Annotated in this window: 26 protein-coding genes; 15 read left to right on the top strand and 11 right to left on the bottom strand. The window is 70.1% G+C overall.

Features of this window, described 5'->3' with window-relative positions; genetic code table 11:
- Positions 1–49: 49 nt before the first annotated feature.
- Positions 50–796 (bottom strand): sugar isomerase domain-containing protein, encoded by a 747-nt coding sequence (locus EDD27_RS01245; protein WP_127930671.1) that lies wholly within the window; start codon positions 794–796, stop codon positions 50–52.
- Positions 793–1,662, bottom strand: a complete 870-nt coding sequence (locus EDD27_RS01240; RefSeq protein ID WP_241563796.1) for a MurR/RpiR family transcriptional regulator — start codon at positions 1,660–1,662, stop codon at positions 793–795. The genes EDD27_RS01245 and EDD27_RS01240 overlap by 4 nt, the downstream gene beginning before the upstream one ends.
- Before the next feature lie 60 nt (positions 1,663–1,722).
- Between EDD27_RS01240 and EDD27_RS01235 the strand changes: the two genes are divergently transcribed.
- On the top strand, positions 1,723–2,808 hold the full coding sequence (locus EDD27_RS01235) for an N-acetylglucosamine kinase (protein WP_127930669.1): 1,086 nt from the start codon (positions 1,723–1,725) through the stop codon (positions 2,806–2,808).
- A gap of 4 nt (positions 2,809–2,812) precedes the next feature.
- Here the strand turns inward: EDD27_RS01235 and EDD27_RS01230 are convergent, their stop codons facing one another.
- The gene (locus tag EDD27_RS01230) at positions 2,813–3,886 is read right to left on the bottom strand and encodes a thiolase C-terminal domain-containing protein (protein ID WP_127930668.1); all 1,074 of its coding nucleotides are present in this window, start codon (positions 3,884–3,886) and stop codon (positions 2,813–2,815) included.
- A gap of 138 nt (positions 3,887–4,024) precedes the next feature.
- On the opposite strand from EDD27_RS01230, the gene EDD27_RS01225 reads away from it, so the two are divergent.
- Entirely contained in the window at positions 4,025–4,873 is an 849-nt protein-coding gene (locus tag EDD27_RS01225) for a LysR family transcriptional regulator (protein WP_127930667.1), read from the top strand.
- Positions 4,874–4,888: 15 nt separating this feature from the next.
- On the top strand, positions 4,889–5,506 hold the full coding sequence (locus EDD27_RS01220; protein WP_127930666.1) for a MerR family transcriptional regulator: 618 nt from the start codon (positions 4,889–4,891) through the stop codon (positions 5,504–5,506).
- Between the two features lie 22 nt (positions 5,507–5,528).
- Here the strand turns inward: EDD27_RS01220 and EDD27_RS01215 are convergent, their stop codons facing one another.
- Positions 5,529–6,416: a hypothetical protein gene (locus EDD27_RS01215; protein WP_127930665.1), complete on the bottom strand. Its 888-nt coding sequence runs from the start codon at positions 6,414–6,416 to the stop codon at positions 5,529–5,531.
- 131 nt (positions 6,417–6,547) lie between these two features.
- Between EDD27_RS01215 and EDD27_RS01210 the strand changes: the two genes are divergently transcribed.
- Positions 6,548–6,961 carry a TIGR03668 family PPOX class F420-dependent oxidoreductase gene (locus EDD27_RS01210; RefSeq protein WP_241563795.1) on the top strand — a complete coding sequence of 138 codons (414 nt, stop codon included), beginning with the start codon at positions 6,548–6,550 and terminating at the stop codon, positions 6,959–6,961.
- Here EDD27_RS01210 and EDD27_RS01205 read toward each other — a convergent pair.
- Positions 6,951–7,625 carry a ThuA domain-containing protein gene (locus EDD27_RS01205; protein WP_127930664.1) on the bottom strand — a complete coding sequence of 225 codons (675 nt, stop codon included), beginning with the start codon at positions 7,623–7,625 and terminating at the stop codon, positions 6,951–6,953. The genes EDD27_RS01210 and EDD27_RS01205 overlap by 11 nt on opposite strands.
- Positions 7,626–7,738: 113 nt before the next feature.
- Between EDD27_RS01205 and EDD27_RS01200 the strand changes: the two genes are divergently transcribed.
- Both EDD27_RS01200 and EDD27_RS01195 read left to right on the top strand, forming a co-directional pair.
- Positions 7,739–8,584, top strand: a complete 846-nt coding sequence (locus EDD27_RS01200; protein ID WP_241563794.1) for an RNA polymerase sigma-70 factor — start codon at positions 7,739–7,741, stop codon at positions 8,582–8,584.
- Between the two features lie 25 nt (positions 8,585–8,609).
- Positions 8,610–9,371 carry an SDR family oxidoreductase gene (locus EDD27_RS01195; protein ID WP_127930662.1) on the top strand — a complete coding sequence of 254 codons (762 nt, stop codon included), beginning with the start codon at positions 8,610–8,612 and terminating at the stop codon, positions 9,369–9,371.
- Here the strand turns inward: EDD27_RS01195 and EDD27_RS01190 are convergent.
- Positions 9,361–9,933, bottom strand: a complete 573-nt coding sequence (locus EDD27_RS01190) for a TetR/AcrR family transcriptional regulator (protein ID WP_127930661.1) — start codon at positions 9,931–9,933, stop codon at positions 9,361–9,363. The two genes, EDD27_RS01195 and EDD27_RS01190, sit on opposite strands and share 11 nt — an antisense overlap.
- Positions 9,934–10,018: 85 nt before the next feature.
- On the opposite strand from EDD27_RS01190, the gene EDD27_RS01185 reads away from it, so the two are divergent.
- From EDD27_RS01185 to EDD27_RS01175, 3 genes are all read left to right on the top strand, one after another.
- The gene (locus EDD27_RS01185) at positions 10,019–11,668 is read left to right on the top strand and encodes an NAD(P)/FAD-dependent oxidoreductase (protein ID WP_127930660.1); all 1,650 of its coding nucleotides are present in this window, start codon (positions 10,019–10,021) and stop codon (positions 11,666–11,668) included.
- On the top strand, positions 11,665–13,089 hold the full coding sequence (locus EDD27_RS01180; RefSeq protein ID WP_127930659.1) for an ATP-binding protein: 1,425 nt from the start codon (positions 11,665–11,667) through the stop codon (positions 13,087–13,089). The genes EDD27_RS01185 and EDD27_RS01180 overlap by 4 nt, the downstream gene beginning before the upstream one ends.
- A 273-nt stretch (positions 13,090–13,362) precedes the next feature.
- Positions 13,363–14,496, top strand: a complete 1,134-nt coding sequence (locus tag EDD27_RS01175; protein WP_338324628.1) for a M20 family metallopeptidase — start codon at positions 13,363–13,365, stop codon at positions 14,494–14,496.
- A 3-nt stretch (positions 14,497–14,499) separates the two neighbouring features.
- Here the strand turns inward: EDD27_RS01175 and EDD27_RS01170 are convergent, their stop codons facing one another.
- Positions 14,500–15,534 (bottom strand): ROK family transcriptional regulator, encoded by a 1,035-nt coding sequence (locus EDD27_RS01170; RefSeq protein ID WP_241563793.1) that lies wholly within the window; start codon positions 15,532–15,534, stop codon positions 14,500–14,502.
- 73 nt (positions 15,535–15,607) lie between these two features.
- On the opposite strand from EDD27_RS01170, the gene EDD27_RS01165 reads away from it, so the two are divergent.
- Positions 15,608–16,837 carry an MFS transporter gene (locus tag EDD27_RS01165; protein WP_127930657.1) on the top strand — a complete coding sequence of 410 codons (1,230 nt, stop codon included), beginning with the start codon at positions 15,608–15,610 and terminating at the stop codon, positions 16,835–16,837.
- A gap of 67 nt (positions 16,838–16,904) precedes the next feature.
- Here EDD27_RS01165 and EDD27_RS01160 read toward each other — a convergent pair whose 3' ends face one another.
- Positions 16,905–17,942: a trypsin-like serine peptidase gene (locus EDD27_RS01160; protein ID WP_127930656.1), complete on the bottom strand. Its 1,038-nt coding sequence runs from the start codon at positions 17,940–17,942 to the stop codon at positions 16,905–16,907.
- 594 nt (positions 17,943–18,536) lie between these two features.
- Between EDD27_RS01160 and EDD27_RS01155 the strand changes: the two genes are divergently transcribed.
- From EDD27_RS01155 to EDD27_RS01145, 3 genes are read left to right on the top strand one after another with little or no spacing between them, the layout of a single operon-like run.
- Entirely contained in the window at positions 18,537–18,734 is a 198-nt protein-coding gene (locus tag EDD27_RS01155) for a hypothetical protein (protein ID WP_127930655.1), read from the top strand.
- A gap of 46 nt (positions 18,735–18,780) precedes the next feature.
- Positions 18,781–19,839, top strand: coding sequence for an LLM class flavin-dependent oxidoreductase (locus EDD27_RS01150; protein WP_127930654.1), 1,059 nt, complete (start codon positions 18,781–18,783; stop codon positions 19,837–19,839).
- 2 nt (positions 19,840–19,841) lie between these two features.
- Positions 19,842–21,410: an AMP-binding protein gene (locus EDD27_RS01145; RefSeq protein ID WP_127930653.1), complete on the top strand. Its 1,569-nt coding sequence runs from the start codon at positions 19,842–19,844 to the stop codon at positions 21,408–21,410.
- On the opposite strand, the gene EDD27_RS01140 is transcribed toward EDD27_RS01145, so the two are convergent.
- The 3 genes from EDD27_RS01140 to EDD27_RS01130 all read right to left on the bottom strand — a co-directional run bounded on the left by EDD27_RS01140 (position 21,395) and on the right by EDD27_RS01130 (position 24,185).
- Positions 21,395–22,003: a TetR/AcrR family transcriptional regulator gene (locus EDD27_RS01140; protein ID WP_127930652.1), complete on the bottom strand. Its 609-nt coding sequence runs from the start codon at positions 22,001–22,003 to the stop codon at positions 21,395–21,397. The genes EDD27_RS01145 and EDD27_RS01140 overlap by 16 nt on opposite strands.
- A gap of 54 nt (positions 22,004–22,057) precedes the next feature.
- A complete protein-coding gene (locus EDD27_RS01135; RefSeq protein ID WP_127930651.1) occupies positions 22,058–23,200 on the bottom strand; it encodes a phosphatidylinositol-specific phospholipase C1-like protein in 1,143 nt (380 codons plus the stop codon).
- 76 nt (positions 23,201–23,276) lie between these two features.
- Entirely contained in the window at positions 23,277–24,185 is a 909-nt protein-coding gene (locus tag EDD27_RS01130; RefSeq protein ID WP_206641191.1) for a cyclase family protein, read from the bottom strand.
- 30 nt (positions 24,186–24,215) lie between these two features.
- Between EDD27_RS01130 and EDD27_RS01125 the strand changes: the two genes are divergently transcribed.
- Positions 24,216–25,409: a serine hydrolase domain-containing protein gene (locus tag EDD27_RS01125; RefSeq protein ID WP_127930649.1), complete on the top strand. Its 1,194-nt coding sequence runs from the start codon at positions 24,216–24,218 to the stop codon at positions 25,407–25,409.
- Positions 25,410–25,567: 158 nt separating this feature from the next.
- Entirely contained in the window at positions 25,568–26,674 is a 1,107-nt protein-coding gene (locus EDD27_RS01120) for an RNA-guided endonuclease InsQ/TnpB family protein (RefSeq protein ID WP_127930648.1), read from the top strand.
- Positions 26,675–26,706: the final 32 nt, after the last annotated feature.

Raw genomic sequence — 26,706 nt, 5'->3', positions numbered from 1 at the left:
GCAGGCGGAACAGAGCTCGTGGCGGTGGGTGGGTGGGCGGGTTCGCGGTTCAGGCGCCACGCCGGATGCGGCCGGCGTACAGCGCTTCCAGCTTCAGGTTGTGGGCGTCGCCCCCGGGGACGTTGGCCGAGAGGTAGACCGGCGGCGTCTCGCCTGCTTCGAGCAGGTTGCGTACGGTCTGGGCCACGACCAGCTGGGCCAGCAGGGCGGAAGTGATCGTGGAGACGGCTCCGGTGGCGCCTCCGTCAGGCAAGGACAGCACGGCGTCGCCGTAGGGAGCGCGGTTGTCCAGGACGACGTCGGCCACGTCGGCGAGCTTGCGGCCCGAGGGGTGGCGGGACGCGACGGCTTCGCTGTGGGCGCGGGAGGTGATCGCGATCAGGTCATGGCCGCGCTCCTTGACGAGCGTGGCGAGCTCGACGACCACGCCGTTGACGCCCGAGTTGGAGATGATGACGAACAGGTCGCCCCGCCGGACCGGGGCGAGGTCGAGGATGGAGCGGGCGATGGAGGGGTCGCGTTCGAGGTCGTAGCGGTCGAGCTCGGAGCGGGGGGCGTCGCCGTACAAGACGATGTCCCTCAGCGCGAGCCGGTTGGTCGGGACGAGGCCGCCGGCGCGGCCGGCGATCTCCATCGCGACCGCCTCGGAGTGGCCGGAGCCGAACGCCTGGATGACGCCGCCTCCGGTCAGCGCTTTGGTGAAGAGGTCGGCCGCCCGCTCGATCTCCGGGTCATCGGGGATGGCCCGGACGAGGCCGGCGACGTGGCGGGCGAAATCTGTCGGATCTATCGTCATAAATCCCCTTCTGGGAGACGGTGTCCGGCGACTGCCCGGACGGTGACGTCAAACGCCTGCTTGGTGCGCTCGTACGTGCGTTGCGCGACGGACACGTAGACGACGTCGAGCACGAGCAGCTGCGAGTGGATCGCGGCGAACCCCTCCGACCGGAAGCTCGTCGCGCGGCTGGCCGTGGTCAGCACGAGCTCCGCCACCTCGGCCAGGGGCGAGCGCGGCTGAGAGGTCACCGCGACGGTGATCGCGCCGTGGCTGCCCGCTTCCGCGAGCACCTCGATGACCTCGCGCGTCCGGCCGCTGTGCGAGATCCCGATCGCCACGTCGCCCTGGCCGAGCAGCGCCGCGTCGGTGAGCGCGCTGTGGGCGTCGGACCTGCTCCAGGTCGGCACCCGCATCCGCTGCAGCCGGTATTCCATCTCGCTGGCCACGGCGGCGCTGCTCGACACCCCGAACAACAGCACCCGCCCGGCCCTGGCCACCGCCTGCGCCACCTTCTCGACCACGGCCAGGTCGAGCTGGTCGGCGGTCTCCTGGATCAGGCGGATGTCATTGCCGGACACGACGCCGAGCACCTTGTCGAGGTTGTCGTCGGGGAGGATCTCCTGGCCGATGTCGGTCTGCCAGGTCTGCTGCGCCTTGCGGCCGGTCTCGGTGGCGATGGCCACACGCAGCTCGGCGTACCCGGCGAAGCCGAGGGCGCGGCAGAAGCGGGTGATGGTCGCCGTGGACGTCCTGCTCCGCTCGGCCAGGTCGACAATGGTCAGGCGGGCCGCCTCCGCGGGAGCGGCCAGGATCGAATCGGCCACTTTGCGCAGCGCCTCAGGCATGTCGTGCCGCTCGGCCTCGATGCGGTTCAGGAGTTCCACATGGCGGAAATTATGCTCAGGATCTAGTGCCGTCAAGTCGATTGGGCAATAATTTTTGACATGCATCTCGTTCTGGGGATTGACGCCGGCGGCACGTCCTCTCGAGCCGCGCTCTTCACCGTGGACGGGGAGCCGGTGGGGAGCGGGCGGGCGTCCGGGGCCAATCCGGTGACTCTCGGCATGGAGCGTGCCGGCGCCAACCTCACCGCCGCCGTCGAAGCGGCCGCACCGGCGACTCTCCTAGCGCAGGTCGAAAGCGTTGTGGTCGGGCTCGCGGGGCATCCGGGCCGCTGCCGGGCGCTGGCCGAGCAGGTCTTTCGCCGGCTCCTTCCCGACGGCCCGCCGGTGCGGGTGGTGGGTGACGTCGTCACCGCCTTCGCCGCCGGCACGGCCGCGCCGTCGGGCACCGTGCTGATCTCGGGGACGGGAGCGATCGCGGCAAAAATTACCAACCATGAGCGGACGGCGACCTCTGACGGGTACGGCTGGCTGCTCGGGGACGAGGGCTCGGCCTTCTGGCTGGGCCACGCCGCCGCCCGCACCGCCATCCGGGCCCTGAGCCCTGCCACCCGCCCCACCGTCCGGGCCCAGAGCCCTGCCACCCGCACCGCCATCCGGGTCCTAAGCCCTGCCACCCGCCCCACCGTCCAGGCTGCCCACTCTGGGCACGGCACGCTCGTGGCGCTCGTCGTCCGTCACCTGTTGCCGCGAGGGGCGGGCGAGGATGCGGTCGAGGAACTCGCCGCGGCGGTGCACGCGGCGCCGCCGCTCGCGCTGGCCGAGCTCGCGCCCCTCGTCAGCCTGGCCGCCGAGGCCGGCGACCCGGCGGCCTCGGCCATCGTCGCCGAGGCCGCTTCGCGCCTGGCGCGGACCGCCGCCGACGTGCACGAGCCCGGCCTGCCCATCGTGCTGGCCGGAAGCGTGCTGACGGAGAGCGCGCAGGTGCGGCGGTCAGTGACGGAGTTGCTGGCGGGCGAGACGGTCGCGATCGCGGGCGACACGGCGGGAGCGGCGGCCTGGCTCGCGGCGGCCCCGCTGCTGCGCCCCGAGGAGGCGGCCCGCACCCATCACCGCTTCGTCGCGCCCGCCGCTCACGAACCGGCCCGATCTGATTCATTGGGCCCGCCGGCGACGGAACCGGCGTGATCTCTCACCGCGTGAGCAGGGCCGCGCTGCCGTAGCTGCCGCCGAACCCGGTCACCAGGGCCACCTCACGCTCCCCCGCCCGCAGCTCCCGCACGCCCTGGGCCACGTTGTTCAGGCCGTGTACGTAGCCTTCCGAGAGCAGGCCGCCGTGCGGGTTGACCCACGCGTGCCGTCGCTCCAGCAGGTACGCCCCCAGGTCCGCGCGCTCGACCAGCCCGAAGTCCTCCAGCTGCCGGGGCACCAGCCATGAATACGCGTCATACGGCAACGCCACGTCCACGTCGGACGGCCGCATGCCGGACGCCTCCCAGAGCATGGGCGCCACGTACGCCGAGAAGATCGCGCTCACGTCGGGCGAGCGATCCATGGAGGAGCAGCCCGGACCTCCGCCGCGGACCACCGCCTGGATGCGCGGCCCGTCGAGCACGCCGCTGACGAGAAGCGCGCACGCCCCGTCGGTCTCCTGGCAGCAGTCGGCGGTGCGCAGCGGGGTGCACACGTACGGCCTGGCGAGGTAGTCGGCGAGCTCCAGCGGCTCGCGGCGCAGCGCCCGCGGGTTGGTTTTGGCGTTGTCCCTGGACTGGGCCACGACGGCGTGCAGGTGTTCTTCGGTCAGCCCCGTGTCGTGCAGGTAGCGGGTCGCGGCCAGGGCGAACAGCGGGATCGGGCCTGCCAGGCCGTACGTGAAGCGTTCCTGGGGGCCGGTGGAGACGGTGTTCATCCGCTTGCCCGAGCGGCCGTTGAGCGCGCGAAATATCAAGATATTTCGGGCCAAGCCCGCGTGCACGAGCATCGCCGCGTCGCCCAGGATGGACGCCGCCTGCGTGCCGCCTCCGGCGATGTCGTTGTGCCAGCCGAGCCGCTCGATCCCCAGGGCCCTGGCGACCTGCACGACGGGCGCGGAGTCGTTCATGTGATAGCTGAGCATCGCGTCCACGTCGCGCGGGCCGATGCCCGCGTCGGCGCAGGCCGCTCGGCACGCCTCGACCGCGAGCTCCAGCTCCGTGCGTCCGGACTGCCTGCTCAGCGGCGTCATCCCGATCCCGGCCACGGCCGCCCGGCCGGCGAAGGGCTGCATGCCCGACACGCTAACATAGCCAAGCGCTTGTTAGGTTTACTGGCCAGGGTGACAGTGTGTCTTCACGGAAACTGTCTCGTCTTGTAATACGGAGGTGCGATCTACCGATAGCTCATCATCATCACCCCGAGGTGAGCGATGGATCTACGCTACGTCCGGTACGCGATGGCGATCGCACGCGCCGGCAGCCTTCGCCGGGCCGCCGCCGCGCTGCACATCGCCCAGCCCACGCTGTCCGAGCAGCTGAAGGCGCTGGAGAAAGAGATCGGGGTGGAGCTGTTCAGCCGCTCCTCCAGCGGGGTGCAGCTCACCGAGGCGGGCGAGGCGTTCCTGGCCCAGGCCACCGTCGCGGTCGACGCCTTCGAGCGGGCCGTGGCCGCGGCCAGGAGCAAAGGTGACACCTCGCGCCTGGGCGTGGCGGACGGGCTGGCCGACGTGGTCGCCAGACTGCTCTCCCAGTTGCAGAGCGTGCGCCTGCGGGTGGTCCCCATGGGCACGGCCGAGCAGATCGTCTCGATCGTGGACGGCTCCCTGCAGGCCGGAATGGGATATGCGCCGGGCTCGCTGCCCAGAGGCGTGGCCAGGATGCTCATCCACCGGTTCCCCGTACGCGCGCTGGTCCACCGCGACCACCCGCTGGCGGCCTCCGAGGCGGTGTCGCTGGCGGACCTGGCCATGGAGCCACTGGTCATGCCGGAGTCCGACGCGGTGGCCGGCGCCCGCCGCTTCCTGGAGGGCTTCGTACGCCACCGGCTCCACCCCAGGCTCGGCCCGGCGGCGGCCACGCACGACCTGGCGATCTCCATGGTGGAGCGGGGGGCGGGTTACACGCTCAGCGTGCACGAGGGCACGCCGATGCCGGAGGCCCTGGTCTTCGTCCCGATCAAGGAGGACGTGCCTCCACTGGAGGTAGTCTTCCTCTGGAATCGCCAGGCCGACGTGCCGGAGCTGGTCAGCGCGGCCCGTCATCTGGCGCGCTCTGGATAGCGCTATTATCTAGCAATGCGCATCTCCGAACTCAGCGCCCGGTCCGGTGTGGCCCTCCCGACGATCAAGTACTACCTGCGGGAGAACCTGCTGCACCAGGGCGAGCAGATAGCCGCGACCCGGGCCGAGTACGACGACTCGCATCTGCGCAGGCTCCGCCTGATCCGGGCGCTGCTGGAGGTGGGCAAGCTCCCGGTGGCCTCGATCAAGCGGATCATCGCCGCCGTCGACGACGAGTCGCTGCCCATGCACGAGATGCTCGGCACCGCGCACTACGCGCTCGGCCCCACCGTCGAGCCGGAGCCGGGCGCGGACTGGGAGGCGGCCCGCGCCCAGGTGGACCGCCTCATCACGGACCTGGGCTGGGCCGTGCACCCCGACGCCCCGACCCGGGACGAGCTGGCCCAGGCCCTGGTCAGGATGCGCCAGCTCGGCGTGCCCATCAACCTGGGACCGTACGTGGAGGCGGCGCAGAAGCTGGTGTCCGAGGTCGAGATGGGCGCCGTACCGTTCGACGGGCCGCGGGACGCCGCCGTGGAGGCGATGGTGCTGGGCTCCGTCCTGTACGGCAAGGCGTTCGACGCGCTGCGCCGCATGGCCCAGGAGTCGGAATCCGCCCGCCGGCTCAAGTGACGCCGCCTCACATGACGCCGCCTCAGATGACGCCGTTCGCGCGCAGGATTTGGACGGCGTGCACGGTGATCGCGCCACGCCAGTCGAGCGAGCCGGCAGGCGAGATCCGCGCGTAGTCCACGGTCCACCCGCCGTCGTCCTGCTGTCCGTCGGTCAGCCTCATGAGGTCGGCGGCGATCACCTCGGGTTGGAACAGGTCACGGACCGGCCGGCCGGGGTGCGGGGCGAAGTCCAGGGGCCGCAGCGCCTCGTTCGCGGTGCCGCCCTCGACCGGCACCCGCCCGTCCTCCGGGATGTAGGCGCCGAGCCGCTTGAGCAGGTCGGCGGCCCGGGGGTGGGTGTCGTAAACGGCGTCGAGGAACAGCACCGCGAACGACAAGACGTACGCGTGCGGCCGCTCCTCCAGTGCCTGGATGGCGTCGAGGCAGTAGCGGGTGGCCTTCTCCAGCCAGGGGTGCGCGGCGACGGCCGGATCGTGGGCGGCGACGCGGTGGGCGGCGGCCGCGGACACGGCGGTGATCTGCAGCGACGAAGTGGTCCCGTCAGCGCTTGCCCACCAGGGGGCGGTGCCGTGGGACACGGTGACCGGCAGGCCGAACGGCAGGCCGCCGTCAGGCAGCGAGATCGCGTCCAGATAGCCGCACAGCTCCGCGGCCCGCGGGGAGGTCTCCGGCGCGACGTCCTCGAACACCTCGAAGGCGTGCAGGGCCGCGCCTGGCTGGCTCTCCGGGGAGCGCAGGTCGGGTTCCAGGCCCCAGCCGTATCCGCCGTCGGGGTTGCGGTAGGCCTCCAGGGCCGCCAGCACGCCGTGCGCGTCGCCGTCGCCCATGAGCAGGTCGTAGCGGCGGCGGTCGAGCACGCGGGCATGGGTGGCCAGGAAGCCGGGGATCGCGGCAAGGTTGACGTTCATGTTCGCCATCGTGCCCGTGGCGCGGAGGTGCAGTCTTGTATGTTCCGGACACGGTGGGCCGGACACGGTGGGCCGGACACGGTGGGCCGGACACGGTGGGCCGGACACGGTGGGCCGGACATACTGGGACCGTGGACGACGGCATGGCCCGCGCGAGGTTCGCCAGGGCGCGCGTGGCGCGGCTCGGCACGGTGGGCCGCGGCGGGGCGCCGCACCTGGTGCCGGTCGTGTTCGCCGTGGTCGCCGAGACGGTGGTGTTCGCGATCGATCACAAGCCCAAGACCACCGCGAATCTCCGCAGGCTCCGCAACATCCGGGAAGATCCCCAGGTCAGCCTGCTGGCCGATCACTACGAGGACGATTGGGCGCAGCTCTGGTGGGTGCGGGCCGACGGCCTGGCCCGCGTGGTCGAAGGCGGGACGGAGCGCGAGGCGGCACTCGACGCGCTGGCGAGCAAATACCCCCAGTATCGCGAGCGCCGCCCCGCAGGACCGGTGATCGTCGTGACCGTGACCCGCTGGACCGGGTGGTCGGCTACTCCCTGATGGTGACCGGCCGCTTCAGCAGCCAGAGCGCGGCCCGCTGGAGCATCGTCCTGTGGACCTCGTTGTCGTACGACCTGGTGTCGTGGCCGAGCGCGTCATAGAACACCCGGCCCCGCCGCACCGGCCGCGCCCAGATCAGCGGCTGGCCGTTGGACGAGGCCAGCGGCTCGACGTCCGGCAGGATGTCGAGGTCACTGTAGACCTCGTCCACCACGTCGAAGTCCCGCAGGCCGTCCACCACCGGGTGCTTGCCGTGCACGCGCACGCTTGTCCACCCCAGCGGCGGATGGTGGGACTTGGGCCACGTCCAGCAGCCGCCCAGCACCCGCGACCAGCCCTGCCAGTCGTCGAAGCAGATCGACGCCGCGTGCATGCACAGCAGCCCGCCACCCCGGTCCAGGTGGTCGAGGATCGTCGTGCGGGCCTCGGCCGGCAAGCCGAAGCTCCACTCGGCACGCAGGTCGGCGAACCGGTCCTGACCCATCTGCCAGCGCAGCGCGTTGACGGTGATGAGCTGGACCTCCGACGGCTCGCTGAGCGCGCCCGCGATGTCCTCGGTGATCTCGGACTCGACCCCCACCTCGGCGAGCACCTCCGCGAGGGCGGCCGACGTGGCGGCGAAGTCGTGGAAAAGGCCTCCTGACAGGATCAGATTTCTCGCCACTGGCCCAGCTCATCATGGTTGACGCGGCATTTCTACCCGTGAGCCGTCACATCCGGGCCGCCGTTCCCGGCCCCGGCAGGCTTCGTTCTTCGGCGAGACGGCATGATTTTGTCGTGGACTTCGAGGAGTACCGCCCGATGTTGCTGGGGCTCGCCTATCGCCTGCTCGGCAGCATGTGGGACGCCGAAGACGTCGTGCAGGAGGCGTGGCTGCGCTGGCAGGGCACCGACCGAAGCGAGATCAGGGAGCCGCGGGCCTTCCTGGTGACGGTGGTCTCGCGGCTGGCGATCGACCAGTTGCGCTCGGCCAGGGTGACGCGGGAGGCCTACACCGGGCCCTGGTTGCCCGAGCCGGTGATGACGTCGGAGGCGGGGCCGCTGGACACGGCCGAGCTGCGTGACACCGTCTCGTACGCGACGCTGCACATGATGGAGCGGCTCTCGCCGCCGGAGCGGGCGGTGTTCGTGTTGCGGGAGGCGTTCGGGCTGCCGTACGACGAGATCGCGGACATCGTCGGCTCGTCGGTGGCCAACGCCAGGCAGATGCACCACCGGGCCTCCGTGCGGGTGACGGAGGGGCGCGACAGGTTCCGGCCGTCGTCGGAGGACCACGCCAAGCTGCTGATGAAGTTCATGGACGCGGCGGCGGGCGGCGACCTGGGCGCGCTCACCGACTTGTTCCACGACGACGTCGAGGCCTGGAACGACGGCGGCGGCAAGGTCAGGGCGGCACTGCGGCCGATCATCGGCAAGCGCAAGGTGCTGGCGTTCCTGGGCGGGCTGCTGGCGCGCTACGACTTCTCCGACGCGCGCCTGCTGGACGTCAACGGCCGGCCGGCGATCTGGACGCGGGTCGCGGGCACCCACCAGCTCGTCATGATCGACATCGTCGACGGCCGGATCAAGGACATCTACGGCGTGCTGAACCCGGACAAGCTGGCCCGCGTCCACCCTGGCTGAGCGGGATCACTCTATAGTCGCCCGTATGGATCTCGGCATCTCGGGCAAGGTCGCCCTCGTCACCGGAGGCAGCGCGGGCATCGGACTGGCCGCGGCCAAAAGCCTGGCGCGGGAGGGGTGCGACGTGTGCGTCACCGCCCGCAACCCGGAGCGGCTCGCGGACGCGGTGGTGGAGCTGCAGGAGTTCGGCAAGGTCGTGCACGCCGTCCTGGCCGACGTGGAGGATCCGTCCGCCGCGCGGCGGGTCGTCGAGGAGACACGTGACGTGCTCGGCCCGATCGACATCCTCGTCGCCAACGCGGGCGGTCCGCCGGCGGGGCGCTTCGACGAGGCGAGCCTGGCCGACTGGGACGTCGCCGTGCAGCGTAACCTGCTCGGCACCGTCAGGCTGATCCATGCGGTGCTGCCCGAGATGCGCTCGCGCGGCTGGGGCCGGATCGTCACGATCACCAGCCGGTCGGCCCGCGAGGCGCTGGACGGGCTGGCGCTGTCCAACGCCACCAGGTCCGCCGTGGCCGGCATCGTGCGCACGCTCGCCAGGGAGGTCGCCGGCGACGGCGTGCTCGTCAACAACGTGATGCCGGGGCCCATCGACACCGAGCGGCTGCGGGATCTGGCCGGGGGCGAGGAGGCGCTGGCCGCGCGGGGCCAGGCGGTGCCGGTCGGCCGGATCGGGCGCACGGAGGAGGTCGGGGACGTGGTGGCGTTCCTGGCCAGCGAGCGGGCCTCGTACGTGAACGGGATCTCGATGCTCGTGGACGGCGGGGAGAGCCGCGTCATCGCCTGAGGAGGGTGCCGACGACGCCGGCGGCCCAGCTCCGGGTGTCTTCGGGCAGATCCACGTAGTAGGACAGGTTCGCCCGGTGGAAGCAGGCGCCCATCAGCATGGACGCGGCGGCCTGCGCGTCCATGCCCGCGTCGATCCTGCCGCCGTCCTGCTCCGCCTCGATGATCTCGGCCAGCGCCAGGATCGGCACGTGCGGTCCGCTGCCGGCCTTGGCGAGCATGATCCTGAAGCCCGCCATGAGCGAGGGATCGGCCAGCACACCCGAGGCGATGGTCGCCGCCTTGGTATAGAACTCGACGGCCGCGACCGCGAAGAGGGACAGGTTGGCGGCCACGTCGCCCTCGCCCACGGCCAGCCGCAAGCGGGCCAGAGCGTCGCCGAGCGTGGGCTGCCGCTCCAGCAGCACCGCAAGAAGCAACGTCTCCTTGCTGGGGAAGTGTTTGTAGAGCAGGGCCTCGGAGCAGCCGGCCTGGCGCGCGATCCGCTTGGTCGTCGCCCCGACGATGCCGAACTCGCGAAGGGCCTGCTCGGCGGCGTCGAGGATACGCTCGCGGGTGCTCATCGGGTCATGATATGAGCGAGTGCTCACCTACCCGGCAGCGCATGACATGCTTCCTGATAGGGACCACTGGGAGAAGGTAGGGGGCATGGAGAAGCCGGTCATCGTGACGGTGGACGACGACCCAGGCGTCTCGCGGGCGGTCGCCCGCGACCTGAGACGCCGCTATGGCCAGGAATATCGGATTGTTCGCGCCGAGACGGCCAGGGACGGCATCGAGGCGGTCAAGGAGATGCGGCTGCGCGGCGACGACGTGGCGGCCATCCTGGCCGACTACCGCATGCCGCAGATGAACGGGGTGCAGTTCCTCGAGGCCGCCATGGACATGTATCCGTATGCGCGCCGCGTGTTGCTGACCGCCTACGCCGACACGGATGCGGCGATCCAGGCGATCAACGTGGTGGACTTGGATCATTATTTGCTGAAGCCTTGGGATCCGCCGGAGGAGAAGTTCTACCCGGTGATCGACGGGCAACTGGACGCGTGGCTGCGTACGGAGCGGATCGAGCGGTCGGAGCTGCGGGTGGTGGGCGACCGGTGGTCGGCGCCGTCGTACCGGGTGCGCGACTTCCTGGCCCGCAACCACGTGCCGTACCAGTGGATGCTGGCAGAAGACCCCGAAGGCGCGCAGCTGGTGAAGGCGGCCGGCGAGGACTGCCGGCTGCCGCTGGTGGTGACGGCCGACGGCACCACGCTGGAGTCGCCCGACCAGGCCGCGCTGGCCACGGCGGTGGGCCTGTCGACGACCCCGGCCACCGACTTCTACGACCTGATCGTGGTGGGGGGCGGCCCGGCCGGGCTGGGCGCCGCCGTCTACGGCGCCTCTGAGGGGCTCAACACCGTGCTGGTCGAGGCCTACTCGTCAGGCGGCCAGGCGGGCCAGAGCTCCAGGATCGAGAACTACCTGGGCTTCCCGGACGGGGTCTCCGGGCAGCAGCTGGCCGACCGGGCGCGCAGGCAGGCGCTGAAGTTCGGCGCCGAGCTGCTCACGGCGCGCAAGGTGACCAAGCTGGAGCCGCGCGGGCAGGCCCGCGTCGTCGGGTTCAAGGACGGCGGGGAGATCGCGGCGCACGCGGTGATCCTGGCGACCGGCGTCACCTACCGCCGCCTGGAGGCGCCGGGGCTGGAGGAGTTCGTCGGGCGGGGCGTCTTCTACGGCGCGGCGCTGACCGAGGCGCCCGCGTGCAAGAACACCGAGGTCTACATCGTGGGCGCGGCCAACTCTGCCGGGCAGGCGGCCGTCTACCTGGCGGGATTCGCGAGCAAGGTCCACTTGTTGGTGAGGGGTGATGGTTTGGAGAAGTCCATGTCTCACTACCTCATCGAGCAGATCGCCGCGCTCCCCAACGTCGACGTGCATCTCCAGACGGAGGTCGTCGGTGGTGGCGGCACGGGTCATCTGGAACGGCTGACGCTGTCGACCAAGGGCGAGGAGCGTACGGTCGACGCGCAGTGGCTGTTCGTGTTCATCGGCGCGGAGCCGTACACCTCGTGGCTGGGCGAGACGGTCGAGCGGGACGCGAAGGGGTTCGTCCTGACGGGACCCGACCTGGTCCAGGGCGGGCAGCGGCCGCGTAACTGGCCGTTGCGGCGCGAGCCGTACTACCTGGAGACCAACGTGCCAGGAGTCCTGGCCGCAGGTGACGTACGGGCGGAATCGATCAAGAGGGTGGCCTCCGCCGTCGGGGAAGGCGCGATGGCCGTCGCGCTCGTGCACCGCTACCTGGAGAAGCAATGAGCATCGACATCGACGAACTGCGCAAGCTCTTCCTGTTCGAGCGGCTGACCGACGAGCAGCTCACCAAGCTCGCGAACAGCGGCCAGGTGAAGACGTTCGAGGCCGGCCAGGACATCGTCTGCCAGGGCGAGCCGGCCGAGTGCTTCGCCGTGCTGATCGAGGGCGAGGTGCAGATGCTCAATGAGACGGTCAGCGCCGGCACCGTCGCGATGCCCCGTGCGTCCCAGCCCGGCGTGTACGGCGGCGCCACCTCCGCCTACCTGGGCGACCGGGCGCCGCAGACGTACCAGCACACGTTGCGTGCGACCGCGCCGTCGCGGGTCTTCCTGCTGCCGGCCAAAAAGTTCGCCTACATCGTGGCCGAGTGGTTCCCGATGGCCATGCACCTGCTCGACGGCCTGTTGTCGGGGGGGCGCATGCAGCGGGAGATCATCGACCGGCGGCAGCGGCTGACCGCGCTCGGCACGATCACCGCGGGGCTCACGCACGAGCTGAACAACCCGGCCGCGGCCGCGGTGCGGGCGGTGGGCGAGCTGCGTTCGCTGATCAAGGCCACCCGTCTCCATCTCGCCCAGCTGGCCGAGGACGGCATTCCGCCGGAGAAGCTGCGGACGCTGATCGAGGCGCAGGAGGCGTGCATGAGCAAGCTGGGCAATCTGCCGCCGCGTTCGCCGCTGGAGATCTCCGACGCCGAGGACGAGCTGGGCGAGGCGCTGGACGAGCTGGGCGTGGAGGATGCGTGGGATCTGGCGCCCGCGCTGGTCAACGCCGGCTTCTCCAACAAGGACCTGGAGAAGATCCGCGGCAAGGTGGGCGAGGAGCACGCGCCGGCGGCGCTGCGCTGGCTGGCCGAGGCGATCGAGATCTCGCAGATGCTGAGCGAGGTCACCGAGGCGACCGAGCGCATCACCTCGCTGATCCGCTCGGCCAAGCAGTACTCCCAGATGGACCGGGCGCCGTTCCAGGAACTGGACGTGCACGACCTGCTCGACAGCACGGTCGCGATCTTCCGCGGCAAGATCCCGCCGGGCATCACCGTGGTCACCGACTACGACCGCACACTGCCGCTCATCCCCTGCTACGGCGGCGAACTCAACCAGGTGTGGACGAACCTCATCCACAACGCCCTCGACGCGATGGGCGAATCGGGCACGCTGACCATCCGCACCGCACACGACGAGGACGAGGCGATCATCGAGATCGGCGACACCGGTCCCGGCGTCCCGGACGCGATCAAGGACCGGATCTTCGAGCCGTTCTTCACCACCAAGAGCGTGGGCCAGGGCACGGGGCTCGGCCTCGACATTTCCTACCGGATCGTGGCGGGGCGGCACGGCGGCGAGATCAAGGTCCGCTCGGTGCCCGGGGAGACCTGGTTCGAGGTACGCCTGCCGCTGAGGGAGCTCATCCCGGCCGCCTGAGCTCGGGCAGCGCGTTGCACGACTGCGCCCCCGCACCCCGGAGAGCGACCGGGGCGCGGGGGCTCTTCTTTCGCGCCATCCACGGACACGGCGGTGCTCTCGAAGCAGTTCACGGTGAGTTGCCGGATGGATCCGACTTGTCAGGAGTGGTCACAAGCCCATGTAATGGATGACCGTAATCTCGAAAGGAGGCGGGCCGGTGAGCACGTCCGAGGCTACGACATCCCGCTCGGCCCCGGGGCGCCCGTTTCCTAGTTGCGTGGAAGGATTCCCGTGTTGATCACCGACTGGACCCGGCAGGCCCTCCCGGCCATGCTCGACGACCTCAGGGCCGTGGTGGAGCTGGAAACCCACAGCTACGACAAGGCCATGCTGGTCAAGGGGCTGCGGGTGATCCGCGCCCGGGCCGTCGATCTGCTCGGCACGCCGGACGAGGAGGTCCTGCACGACGGCGGCCAGTTCGGCGACATCCTGGAGCTGACCTATCAGGGGACCGTGCCGGGGACCGTGCTCATGCTGAGCCACTACGACACGGTCTGGCCCATGGGGACGCTGGCGGGATGGCCGTTCGCGGTGGTGGAGGACAAGGTCACGGGGCCCGGCGTATTCGACATGAAGGCGGGGCTGGTGCAGTCGATCTGGGCGCTGCGCGGGCTGCGTGAGCTGGGATTGCCTCATCCGAGCGTGCGGTTCCTGTTCAACGGGGACGAGGAGATCGGCAGCCCGGCCTCGCGCGAGCACATCGAGGCAGCCAGCTCCGACGTGCTGGCCAGCCTGGTGTTCGAGGCGTCGCTGGACGGGGCGCTCAAGACGGCCCGCAAAGGGGTGGGCCTGTTCAACGTGCGGGTGACCGGGGTGGAGGCGCACGCGGGGCTGGATCCGTACGCGGGGGCGAGCGCCATCCACGCGCTCGCCGAGATCATCACCACCCTGGCCGGGGCCGCCTCCCGGGACCGCGGCACCACGGTGAACGTCGGCCTGATCAGCGGCGGCACCGGGCGGAATGTGGCCGCCGGGCGTGCGAACTGCGGTGTGGACGTACGGGTGACAGACCCGTCGGAGATGGCACGGATCGACGATCTGTTCGCCGGCCTCCGGGCCTCGGATCCGCGCGTCACGATCTCGGTGACCGGTGAGTGGAACCGGCCGCCCATGATCCCGAACCCGGCTTCCGAGCGGCTGTTCAAGGAGGCGCAGGAGGTGGCGGCGGAGTTCGGGTGGCTGCTGGACGAGGCGTCGGTGGGCGGCGCCAGCGACGGCAACTTCATCTCGGCGCTGGGCCGGCCGGTGCTGGACGGGATGGGGGCGGTGGGTGACGGCGCGCACGCCCGCCACGAACACGTCCTGATCGACCAGATCCCCGTACGTACGGCGCTGACGATCGGCCTCCTCACGGCCCTGGCGTAGCGCTCAGCCGAAGACGCGGTCGCGGGTCAGGTCGAGAGCGGTCAGGACGGCGCCCTGGAGGACGGCGTTGCCCTCGACCGTGCTCGCCCGCACCTCCGTCGGCGCCGGCGCCAGCTCACGCAGCCGCTCGGACACCAGGGCCGCCAGTTCGTCGCCGCCCTCGTGCCCCGTCTTGCCGCCGAGCACGACGAGCCCCGGGTCGAGGAGCGTGACGAAGGCGGAGGCACCCTTGGCGATCCGGTCGACCACCGTGGCCCGGCCGAGCCTGTCCAGGACCCGAGCCTCCACCAGTTCGCAGTACGGCACGCCGCCCATGTCCAGGAAGCCGACCTCCCCCGCGCCACCGGACGCCCCCCGCCGCAACCTCCCGCCGAGCACCACGGCCGCCCCCACACCGTCGTCCAGCCAGAGCAGCACGAAGTCCTCGCTGCCCCGCGCCGCGCCGTTGCGAAGCTCGGCGATGGCGGCGAGGTTGACCTCGTTCTCCAGGACGACGGGCACGTCGAGCCGCTGACGTACGGACCCGACCACGCCGCGCCGCCACCCCGGCACCTCGCCCTCCCCGGATATGAGCTCGCCATCACGCGGATCCACCAGCCCCGGCGCACCGATCACGACGGAGTCCAGCACCCGCTTCCCCGCCGCAGCCGTGACCGCGTCCACGATCAGAGTCGCCAACGAGCCGGGTGAGGAGGAGTCGTCGATCGCACGGGTCGCCTCGCCGACGACCTCCCCGGTGATGTCGGCGACCGTGACGTTGACGGCGGAGCGCCGCAGATCGACACCCGCCACGTGGGCCCGATCCGCCACCAGCCCGTACAGCCGCGCGTTCGGCCCCCGCCTGTCCTCGCCGTACTCCCCCGTGACCTCGATGAGCCCGGCCACCATGAGCCGCTCGATCAGGTCGGACACGGTGGGCCTGGACAGCCCCGTCAGCGTGCGGAGTTGGGGGGCGGTCAGCGGGCCGCGCTCCAGCAGCAGGTCGAGGGCCAGGCGGTCGTTGATCGCACGGGCCATCGCCGGGGTCGCGGTCTTCACGGTCCCCATAATAATCAGGGAGCCTGCCTAAAACCGCTTTTCATCAGGAAGCCTGCCTGTTAATTTCGTGGGCATGAGTCCTCATCGTGCGCTCGCGGCGGTGTTCGCCGCGCACGGCGCCGTCGCCGGCAGCCTGTTCACCCGCATCCCCTGGATTCAGGACAGCCTGGACCTCAGCCCCGGCGCTCTCGGCCTGGCGCTCTTGTGCCCGCCGATCGGCGCCTTCGTCGGCATGCCGACAGCCAGCCGCCTGGCGTACCGCTTCGGCAGCCGGGCCGCCACCCGCGTCCTGCTCGCGTTGTGGTGCGCGGGACTGGCCTTTCCAGCGCTCGCGCCGTCGCCTGCGTGGCTGTTCGTGGTGTTCTTGCTGTTCGGGGCGGCCGCGGGCATGTCGGACGTGGTGATGAACGCTCACGCCGTCGTCCTGGAACGACACCTGGGCCGCTCGATCATGTCCGGCCTGCACGGCATGTGGTCCGTCGGCAGCCTGGCCGCCGGCGGACTCGGCGCTCTCGCCGCCAGCGCGGACATCGACGCCAGAGTGCACCTCGGGGCCGTGTCGATCGCCTTGCTGGCCCTCGGCGCAGCAGCCGGCCACGGCCTCCTCCCCGACCACGCGGGCATCCCTGGCAGCGGGGCACCCGAGCACAAGCCCGCCGACACACCACAGGCGCCGCCACGGCACTTCGCACTGCCCACGCGCGGGATCCTGGGCATCGGCCTGGTCGGGTTCTGCGCGACCTTCGCCGAGGGCGCCAGCTCCAACTGGTCGGCCGTCTATCTCACGGAGGTCGCCGACGCAGGCCCCGGGATGGCCGCTGCCGGATACACCGTCTTCATGCTCTGCATGGCGGGCATGAGGCTGACCGGCGACCGTCTCATCCGGCGGGTCGGTCCCGTGGCGGCGGTCAGGACAGGCGGAATCGTGGCGGCCGCCGGTGGCATCGTCGTGGTCGCGGCACGTACACCAGCGCTGGCCATGGCCGGATTCGCCCTGATCGGGCTGGGCTTGGCGGTGATCGTACCGCTGGTATTCACGACAGCGGGCAATGTGGGAGCGACCCCGGGCGAGGGGGTGGCGGGCGTGGCCACGATCACGTACCTGTCAGGCATGATCGCCCCGGCCGTGACAGGCTGGCTCGCCGACACGCTCGGCTACCCGGCGGCATTCGCCCTGATCACCGGCGTGATCGTGCTGCTGCCCCTACTCGCCCCCGCCCTACGCCGCCCCTCACCAGACGCGCGCGCACCGCTCGCCCCCAAGGACCATGAGGAACCCGTAGACAGATGCCTCCATGCGTGACTTCCTGCGCACTTCGGCGGATGAGCCACCGCCGCACCCGCCCGGATGGGGGTGCGGCGTCGGCGGCCTATATGAGGATGGAACCGGACCAGTACTGGGCGGCAGCCTTGTAGATCGCGGCCGTCTCGCCGTCAAAGTACGGCGAGACGCCGGTGTCGTAACGGTTGTCGCCGTCGGTGTCGGAGACGCTGATCGTGATGCCGTTGAGGTAGCCGGCGCGCGCGTCCTTGCTGTAGTGCTCCAGCCAGGATGAGCCGAGGGAGCCCGTGCCGGGGAACGGGGAGTCGACGCCGATAGGCCGGTCGGCGGGGAGATCGGAGAGCGTCATGGCGAACGTCGGCCCGGCGGACCCTTCAAGGGTCTCGCCCGTGTAGGACTTGGTTCCGTCAGGGTTGGAGCCTGCCGGGTAACCGAAGACGTTCCTCGAGGAACCTATCGGCTGATTCCAGGAGAAGCCCTGCCCGCCGACGTTGTCGACGAGCCTTCCTGTGTTGGTCAGCACGCCGTCAGAGGACAATACGACGCCGTTGTACACGTTCACGAAGGCGAAGTCGCGGTCGTAGTCCTCGTACACGTCGAAGTCGTAATGGGCGAAGACCTGCTTTCCGACGTACAGGCCCCACGGGGTCGCGCCCTCGGAGTAGCCGGGGATGAAGACCCACTTGTCGAACGTGGCATCAGAGCGCTCGATGTCGTGCACGCAGTGACCGGCCGTGGCGACGAGGTTGCGATATTGCGACTGAACGGCGGTACCCGTACACCAGTGCGGCTGACCGTCGGCGCCGACGAAGAACACCTTGCCCAAGGTCGTGGGCAGATTCCCGGTCGCCGAGACCGGGCTCGCCACCGGCGAGACCTTGCCGGAGATGCCGTCCTGCAGGTTGGACGAGCGCTGTCCCTGGACCACGGTCTGCACGGCGTAGGGCGTGGCATTCTTCAGGTTGGCGGCCCCGCCGGCGAGCCAGAAGTCCGCTACCTCTCGAGCGACCGTCGAAGTGGCGGCCAACGGGGTCGACACAACGTTCGCGGCGTGAGCCGGCGCCGTGACGACGGTTGATCCGAGCAGACCCAACCCGATGCCTAACGCGATCACTGTACGCCTCATATTGATCTCCCCATTCAGGCAGGGGCGTCCTGCGCGACGCCCTCGTCAGCATGAAAAATCGTCCGAGTGATCAACTCGGCTGTTCCGAGGATGATCGTAACTGGCACGGGATGCGACGTGAAGGCATTTCCCGATCATATGTTCGACATATAGATCGCCGACAACGGGCGCGCGATCACAGGCGACTGTCGAACTGCTGGTCGGCGACGTGGTGACGCAAGGGTTGACCGGTCATGCTGATTGCTGTGAGTTTGCTGGTAATTGCGCTGATGCACTGAGAGGTGGTCTCCCGCCCTGCGCCCGGCTCTGGACAAGCCCGCCCATGAACGGTGGTGCAGCAGCGCGACGTCGTCCCAGGTGGCAACGGGGACATCGTGCAGTGCCCCAACTTCCGCAGCCTCATCACCGCCCGCCTGGCCGGCCAGTCGCTCATGGAAGCCCACCCGCACTAGCAAGCTAGCGGTGCCGCGCCGGGGTGCGCCCCTCGCGGACGGAGACCGAATTGGCGTGGGCGGGAAAGCCCTCGTGCTCCGCCAACGTGCGGATCGTGGGGGCGAGCCGCCAGAACTCCTCCCCCCCAGCCTGGCGACCGCTATGCGCGTCAGATACGTGTGGACGGAGACGCCGCTGACCGCTTTCGCGAACCCCGTGGTGGGGAGCGTCGCCGCGGTGCAGGGGGTGGTCAGCTCGCCCGGCTGGATCGCCTTCGTCGAGTCCCTTGCGCAGTCAGCGGTGGAGCGCCCCGTTGTGGAAGTCCGTGCTTTGGCCTGGGGCCGCCCCGGGTGGGCGTGATACGCTCCCAAGCGAGCGCTTGGTTTTCCGGCAGAGGGGCCGCCGCATGAAGTTCTCGACCTTCCACCTCTTCCACCGTTTCGACGGGCAGAGCTTCAAGGACGTCTACGACTACCACCTGGAGCTCGTCGAGCTGGCCGAGGAGCTGGGGTTCGACGGGGTACGGCTGGCCGAGCACCACTTCCGCGACTACGGCGTCGTCCCGAACCTGTTCACCATGCTCGCCCACGTCGCCGCCCGCACCTCCCGCATCCGGCTGGGCACGGGCATCGTCGTGCTGCCCCTGCACAACCCGATTCACGTGGCGGAGGAGGCTGCCCAGGTCGACGTGCTGTCTGGTGGGCGGTTGGACCTGGGGATCGGGCGGGGGTATCAGAGCTTCGAGTTCGAGGGGTTCGGGATCGATCTCGCGGAAGCGCGGGATCGGTTCAACGAGGCGCTGGAGGTCATCGTCGGGCTCTGGACGCAGGAGGCGTACCAGCACGAAGGGAAGTTCTACAAGACCGGGGCCGAGGTGTCGCTCGTCCCTCGGCCCTTGCAGACCCCGTATCCGCCGCTGCACGTGGCGGCCGTCTCCCCCGAGACCGTCACCATGTACGCCGAGCGCGGGCTGCCCATCCTCGCCGATCCGGCGGCCACGTTCCGGAAGGTCGTCAAGGCGGCCGAGACCTGGCGAGAGACGGCGGCGCAGGCGGGGCATCCGGACGGGGCCGACCTGGTGGTGGCACGCAGCGTGTACGTGGCCCCGACGCTGGAGCAGGCCCGCGAGGACCAGGCGCGGTTCGAGGCGTCGTTCGACCGGTCGCGCATCTTCAACGACAAGAGCGCGCCCATCGACCCCAAGACCGGCCGGGCCGCCCAGGGCTTCGAGTACTACCAGGACCGCTACCTCAAGGGCGGCACGGTGTCGGCCGACTTCCGGTGGGAGCAGCTGGAGGTCATCGGGGATCCCGCCCGCGTCGTCGAGCAGATCTCGCTGCTCAAGGACGCCGGCTTCACCAACCTCCTGTGCGACTTCGGCAGCACCAGGCCGATGCCGCTGGAGGACATGAAGCGGGTCATGCGCTTCTTCGCGACCGAAGTCATGCCGGCCTTTGGAGACTGACGATGATCCACAGCCTGTCCCTCTCAGACGTCCTCGCCGAGCACGCCCGCAGCCGTCCCCAGGTGACCGCGGTGGTGGACGGGGATGTCCGGCTCACGTACCCCGAGCTGGATGCCCGGGTGACCCGGCTGGCCTCCGCCCTGGCCGACCGAGGGGTCGCCGCGGGCGATCGGGTTTTGTGGCTCGGGCAGAACGCGCATGCGGTGCTGGAGTTGCTGCTGGCCTGTTCCCGGCTGGGCGCGATCTTCTGTCCGGCCAACTGGCGGCAGTCGGAGGACGAGCTGCGGTTCATCCGCACCGACCTGACCCCGGCCGCGGTTGTCTGGGAGCCGTCGGACGCCACGACTTCCCTGCACGCTCAGAGCACCGCCGCGCCGGCGTCGTCTGAAGGGAGCGGTGAGGGCCAGGCTCCCTCGGGCGCCGGCGCGGCGGAGAACGGCACGATGGTGTGGGTGCGAGCGGGTGAGGACTACGAGGAGCTGGTGGCGAGCGGGTCCGTCAGGGAGTTCCCGCAGGTTGCCGATACGGAGCCGACGCTCGCCCTCTACACCGCCGCCTTCGCGGGGCGGCCCAACGCGGCCCTGCTCAGCAGCGCCGCGCTGATCGCGCACAGCGCCTCCCTGCTCGTCGTCCGGCAGATGGAGCCGGGCTTCACCTTCCTCAACAACGGGCCGCTCTTCCATGTCGGCACGATGATGTTCTGCCTGGCCACGCTCCAGATCGGCGGCACGAACGTCTTCACGCCCGCCTTCGACGCAGAAGAGGTCTGCCGGCTGATCGACGCCGAGCGGGTGACGCAGGCGTTCCTGTTCGGCCAGATGATCGACGCCGTGGTGAAGGCGAACGCGGGCGGCAAGTACGACCTGTCGTCGCTCAGGTTCGTCTCCCATTCGGCCGAGTGGGACAGCATGATCACGGTGGATGACTCGCCGTGGTGCCGCTCCAAGATGGGCGGGTACGGGCAGACGGAGGTGGGCGGCATGCTCACCTTCCTGGGGCTGGCCGAGGGCGGGGCCGGGTTCGCGGGGCGGCCGTCGCCGCTGGTCCAGGTACGCATCCTGGGCCCGGACGACAGCGAGATGCCGCCCGGCGAGGTGGGCGAGATCTGCGCACGCGGCAAATCCCTCTTTTCCGGATATTTCGCCCGGCCCGACTTAAATGCGGAGAAGTCGCGGAATGGCTGGCACCACACCGGCGACCTCGGCCGCCGCGAGCCCGACGGCACGATCACGTTCATCGGCCCCAAGCTTCGCATGATCAAATCCGGGGCCGAGAACATCTACCCGGCCGAGGTGGAACGCGCGCTCAAGTCCCACCCTGCCGTCGCCGACGCCGCGGTGATCGGCATCCCGGACCCGACGTGGCACCAGGCGGTCAAGGCCGTGGTGGCTCTCAAGGCTGACGGCGTGGCGACCGCCGACGAGCTGATCGAGCACGTCAAGAAGCAGGTGGCCTCGTACAAGAAGCCTCGGGAGGTGGCGTTCGTGGACACCATTCCCAAGCGCGGGTTCACCCCCGACTACGACGCCCTGGACGCCGCCCACGGCGGGGGCAACTATCCCGGACTCTGATCCTTCCGGCTGATCGGCAGGCCCGCGTCCAGATGGGCGAGGGCCCTGTCGAGCTCGCCAGCGACCTCCTTCGAGGGATCCTTCGCCCAGTCGAACCAGAGCGCCCAGATCACCCCCACGATCGCCCCGGTGACGTTCCGGATCTCCGGATCGCCGGCGTCGCGACCGGCGCGTGCCGCCAGCTCGTCCCGCAGGATCGTGAGGACGCGGCGGATGTTCTCCAGGCTCGCCGCCCACAGCTCGGGGACGGTGAGCATGAGCTTCTCCCGCTCCACGCTGTCGGCGCGCTCCTCGGGCGTCTGCCCGTCCAGCGCCTGAAGCATGGCGACGCGTACGGCCTGCACGGGATTGAGCTCAGGCGGCGCCGCCCTGAGCGCGTCGAGGAAGGACGGGAACTGGTCGACCAGCACCAGGTCCTCCTTCGTCGGGAAATAGCGGGAGACGGTGCTGGGCGCCACCTCCGCCGCCTCCGCGATCTGCTCGACCGTCGTCGCGGCGTACCCCTGCTCGCGGAAGAGCCGTAGCGCCTCCTTCTGGATCAACGCCCTGGTCTTGGCCTTCTTCCGCTCCCGCAGGCCGGGTCGCTCGCTCATGCCTCCGCATTCTGAGCGGTTGCCTGCGCGCACGTCCACTTATGGAGATGGTGACTACTTGATCGTGATCCGCTCCAGGGTGTGGTCGCGGCAGCCGGTGGGCGCGTTCACCGGGTTGCAGCGGACGGTCGCGCCGCCCGGCAGCTCGGCCGTGTAGTCGCTGCCGTGCCTGGCCGACAGCCCGATCACCGGGAAGTCGGTGCTGATCATCTGCGCGCCGCTGTCCAAGGCCGCCTTCAGCCGTCCCGTGTCGCCCGACCTGGCCTCGGTGAAGGGCACGTCGGACCGGGTACGCACGTAGTAGCCCTTGCGTACGAGGTCCTGGATCTGAGCGGTGTTGGCGCCCTGCGGCTCGTTCCAGCCGACGAAGGCGGCGTCGGACCGGCCGGGGCGGGAGTTCGTGAACAACACGCGGCCTTCCAGGCTCGGCCGGCCCGCCAGGTAGGGCTGCTGGATGGCGGTCGCCTGGTTGTCCATGAAGAACATGATCTTGCCGCGGGACGCGTTCAGCTCGGGCCAGCCGTGCTTGAGCACCGACTGCTCCAGGGTGAGGCCGGGCTTGCGGACATCGTCCGGCGTGATGAGCCGGTCGTCAGGGAAGACGGAGCGGATCTCGGTGTCCAGGGCGTCCATGAGCGCGGTGTCCCAGGCCGGGCTCTTGGCCCCGCCCATGGCCTCCTTCTTCGGATCCGTGCTCTTGAACTCGGTCAGCACAGTCAGCGGCACGTGACCGGGGTTCTTGTCGGACCACTCGCGTACCTGGCGCAGGCACGTGACGAGGGTGGAGCAGTTGGTGCCGTAGTCGTGGTCGGCCCAGTGCAGGACCTTGAAGCCGGGCTGGGCGAGCGCGGGGTCGTTGAGCGCCGGGAGCCCGGCGTCGCGGCGGACCAGCGGGTTGGTGTAGAGACCGCCCTTGGGGTCGGGGAAGACGTCCAGCTCGATGCCGCGCACGCGCTGGGCGGCGAACTGGTTGGGCAGGGCGGTGTGCGAGTACTGCAGGTTCCACCAGTTGGCGTCGGTCCTGCGCTGCACGTCCTTCTCGGCGTCGGTCAGCTCGCGGTGGTAGCTGTTGTGGGTGGCGATGGTCTGGACGTGATTGATCCGCAGCGAGGCGCGGCCCGCCGTCGCAGCGTCAGCGGCAGGTACGGCGGCGAGCGCGGCCATGGCGGCGGCGACGACGAGGGCGAGGGGACGCATGGGACCGACCTTCGAGGAGGCGGTTAACGGATCATCGCAAAATATCCAAACAGGTCGGGAAAAGTGCGCGAATCTCTCAAAGGATGGCCAGCGGGGTGATCGGGCTCCCCGTGCCGCCCTCGATCCTGAGCGGCGCCGCCACGAACACGAACTCCGTCCGCCCGGACGCCCCCAGCTCCTCCAGCCAGAGCATCTCGATCAGGTGGATGCCGTGCCGGTGGAGCAGGAGCAGATGCAGGTCGTCCGGCAGCCCCTCGTCGGCCATCCCCCGCGCGTTGAGCCCGCCGATGGCGGCGTTGTCGCAGGCCACCACGGACACGTCGTGCGCCGCCAGCCAGCCTCCCGCCTCGGCCGACAGGCCGGGCTGCCCCGACCAGTACTCCTCCTTCGACCGCTCCCACACCAGCGGCCAGCCAGTACGGATCACCGCCACATCCCCCGGCCGCGGCGTGGCGATCTCCTCCAGCAGCTGGGCCGGGATGCGGAAATCGGCCGGCAGGTGGTCGAGGCCGAGCCGGCGCGGCACGTCGAACAGCACTCCCCTGGCCACCACGCCGCCCACGTGCTCGATGCCGCACCGGGTGGCGCCGTACGAGCGGACCCGGGCCGCCGGGTGGCCGTTGTAGACCTGGTCGCCGGACCACATGTGGCACAGCGCGTCCATGTGGGTGGTGGTGCCGTGCGGGGTGACGATCAGCGCGTCGTCGGCCACGTACAGGCCCTCGCCGATGGGCCGGGCGCCGGCCGCGTAGTCGCCGCCGTCCACCGACATGAAGTGTTGCGGCAGCGGGCGACCCCGCAGGTGCGGCACGGTCGTGGGGGCGGGTGAGGAGGTGGCGCCCCTGATCGGCATGGCGAGGCTGAGCACCTCGCCGGTGGTGGCGGCGCGCAGGGCGGCGAGGACCACGTCCGGGGTGAGGAGGTTCAGGGTGCCGCGCTGATCGTCTGGGCCGAATCGCCCCCAGTTGTTAGGCTCGTGAACCAAGTAAGCGCTTCCTTTCTCTGCGGAGGTCTGATGCACTGCGATCCTCGGTTCTCCCGCGTACGAGAGGTGTTCGAGCGGCATTTCACCGAAGGTGAGGAGCTGGGTGCGGCCTTCGCCGTCTACCTGGACGGCGAGCTCGTCGTGGACCTGTGGGACGGGGTCGCCGACCGGCACACGGGGCGGCGCTGGGAACGCGACACACCGGCCTTCGCCTACTCCTGCACCAAGGCGATCACCGCCACCGTCCTGCTGCGGCTGGTGGAGCGGGGAATGGTCGACGTGACGGCGCCGGTCGCGGACGCGTGGCCGGAGTTCGGGGCCCGCGGCAAGGGCGCGATCACCCTTGAGCAGGTGCTGACCCACCAGTGCGGGCTGCCGGTGCTGGAGGAGCCCGTGCCGGTGGAGGAGTTCGAGGACCAGGCGGCGATCGCGGCCCGGCTCGCCGGTCAGGCGCCGTTGTGGGAGCCGGGGTCGGCGCACGGCTATCACGCGCTGACGTACGGGTTCCTGCTGGGCGAGGTGATCAGGCGGGTGACCGGGACGTCGGTGGGCGAACTGGTGGCCGCGGAGATCGCCGGGCCGCTGGGCCTGGAGCTGTGGGTAGGAGCCCCTGACGAGGTGATCGCCCGGACGGCCCGGCTCAAGGCCGGCGACCGCCCGCGGTTCCTCACCGCCACCGAGGCCCCGACCGGCGCGGGCCCGAAGTCCACCGCGGCCACGGCCGATGATCGGCCAGAGGACGCGCTGGCCGCGATGGCCAGGGCGGCGCTCGACCCCCAGAGCCTCATGAACCGGGCACTCGGTAACCCGGGCATGCACCTGCTCAAAGGCGGCGCGAACCACCCCGTCATCCTGCGGGCCGGCTGGCCGGCGGCCGGGATGGTCAGCACGGCCAGGGGCCTGGCGGGCTTCTACCGCGCGCTGATCGCCGGTGAGCTCCTCGGCCCGGGCACGCTGCGGGACGCCCTGCGCACCCGGGTGAAGGGCCCGGACCGGGTGCTGTTCCTGGACAGCGCGTTCGGGCTCGGTTTCATGCGGCCGTCGCTCACCTTCCTGATGCCGTCGGAGACGGCGTTCGGCCACTCGGGCCTGGGCGGATCCATCGGGCTGGGGGACGCTGAGCGGGGTCTGGCGGTCGGGTACGTCATGAACAAGATGGCCAACGCGGTCTCCGGCAACCTGCGCGGCATCCGCCTGGTGGAGGCGGTCTACAAGTCGCTTTGAAGCGTTCATCGGAGACTTCAGAGCAATCCCTCACCTTCAGACGAGGGAGGAATCGGACTCCTGCGGAGCAAAGCAGGAGCAAGCGCTTTGCCGCCAGACACAGCATCATCTCGAACAAGCATACGATTCTTAACTGATCGTGCGGTATGATGTGAGGCATTGCGCAGATCGTGAAGCGGGCCTACAAGTACCGCTTCTACCCGACCCCCGAGCAGGCCGAAGAGCTTGCCCGGACGTTCGGCTGCGTCCGCCTGGTCTACAACAAGGCGCTGGAGGAGCGCACCCGCGCCTACATGACGGAAGGCCGCCGCGTCTCCTACGTGGAATCGTCGGCCAGCCTGACGCAGTGGAAGCGCAGCGGAGAGTACGACTTCCTGTCGAAGGTCTCCTCCGTCCCGCTCCAGCAGGCGCTGCGCCACCTTCAGGCGGCGTTCTCCAACTTCTTGGCCAAGCGGGCCAAGTACCCGACGTTCAAGTCCCGCAAGAAGTCCCGCGCGTCGGCGGAGTACACCCGATCGGCGTTCCGCTGGCGCGATGGGCGGCTCATCCTGGCGAAAATGGACACCCCACTGAACATCGTCTGGTCGCGTCCGCTGCCTGACGGCGCGCAGCCGTCCACGGTGACAGTGAGCAGGGACGCGGCCGGGCGCTGGTTCGTCTCCCTCCTCGTGGAGGAGACGATCCGCCGCCTGGATCCGGTGGCCGCCCAGGTCGGGGTGGACGCCGGGCTCACCGCCCTGGTCACCCTGTCCACGGGGAAGAAGGTCACCAACCCCCGGCATGAACGCCGTGACCGACGCAGGCTGGCCAAGGCCCAGCGAAACCTGGCCCGCAAGGCCCAGGGATCGAACAACCGGGCCAAGGCTCGCCTGCGCGTCGCCAGGGTCTACGCGCGGATCACCGACCGCCGCCGCGACGTCCTGCACAAGCTCACCACTCGACTCGTCCGTGAGAACCAAACGGTCGTGATCGAGGACCTGACCGTGCGCAACATGGTAAAGAACGGCTCGCTGGCCCGCGCCATCTCGGATGCGTCCTGGCGGGAGCTGCGCAGCATGCTGGAGTACAAGACCGCTTGGTACGGGCGGGAGTTGATCGTGATCGATCGGTGGTTCCCCTCCTCCAAGCTCTGCTCGGCCTGCGGGGCCCTGCACGAGAAGATGCCGCTGGGCGTCCGCGCCTGGCAGTGCGCCTGCGGGGCGGTCCACGACCGGGATGTCAACGCCGCGAACAACATCCTCGCCGCCGGGCTGGCGGAGAGGTAAAACGCCTGTGGAGCTGATGTAAGACCTCAAGA

It is taken from the genome of Nonomuraea polychroma (assembly GCF_004011505.1).
GTDB lineage: Bacteria > Actinomycetota > Actinomycetes > Streptosporangiales > Streptosporangiaceae > Nonomuraea > Nonomuraea polychroma.
This window is presented reverse-complemented; position numbering and strand designations above follow the sequence as displayed.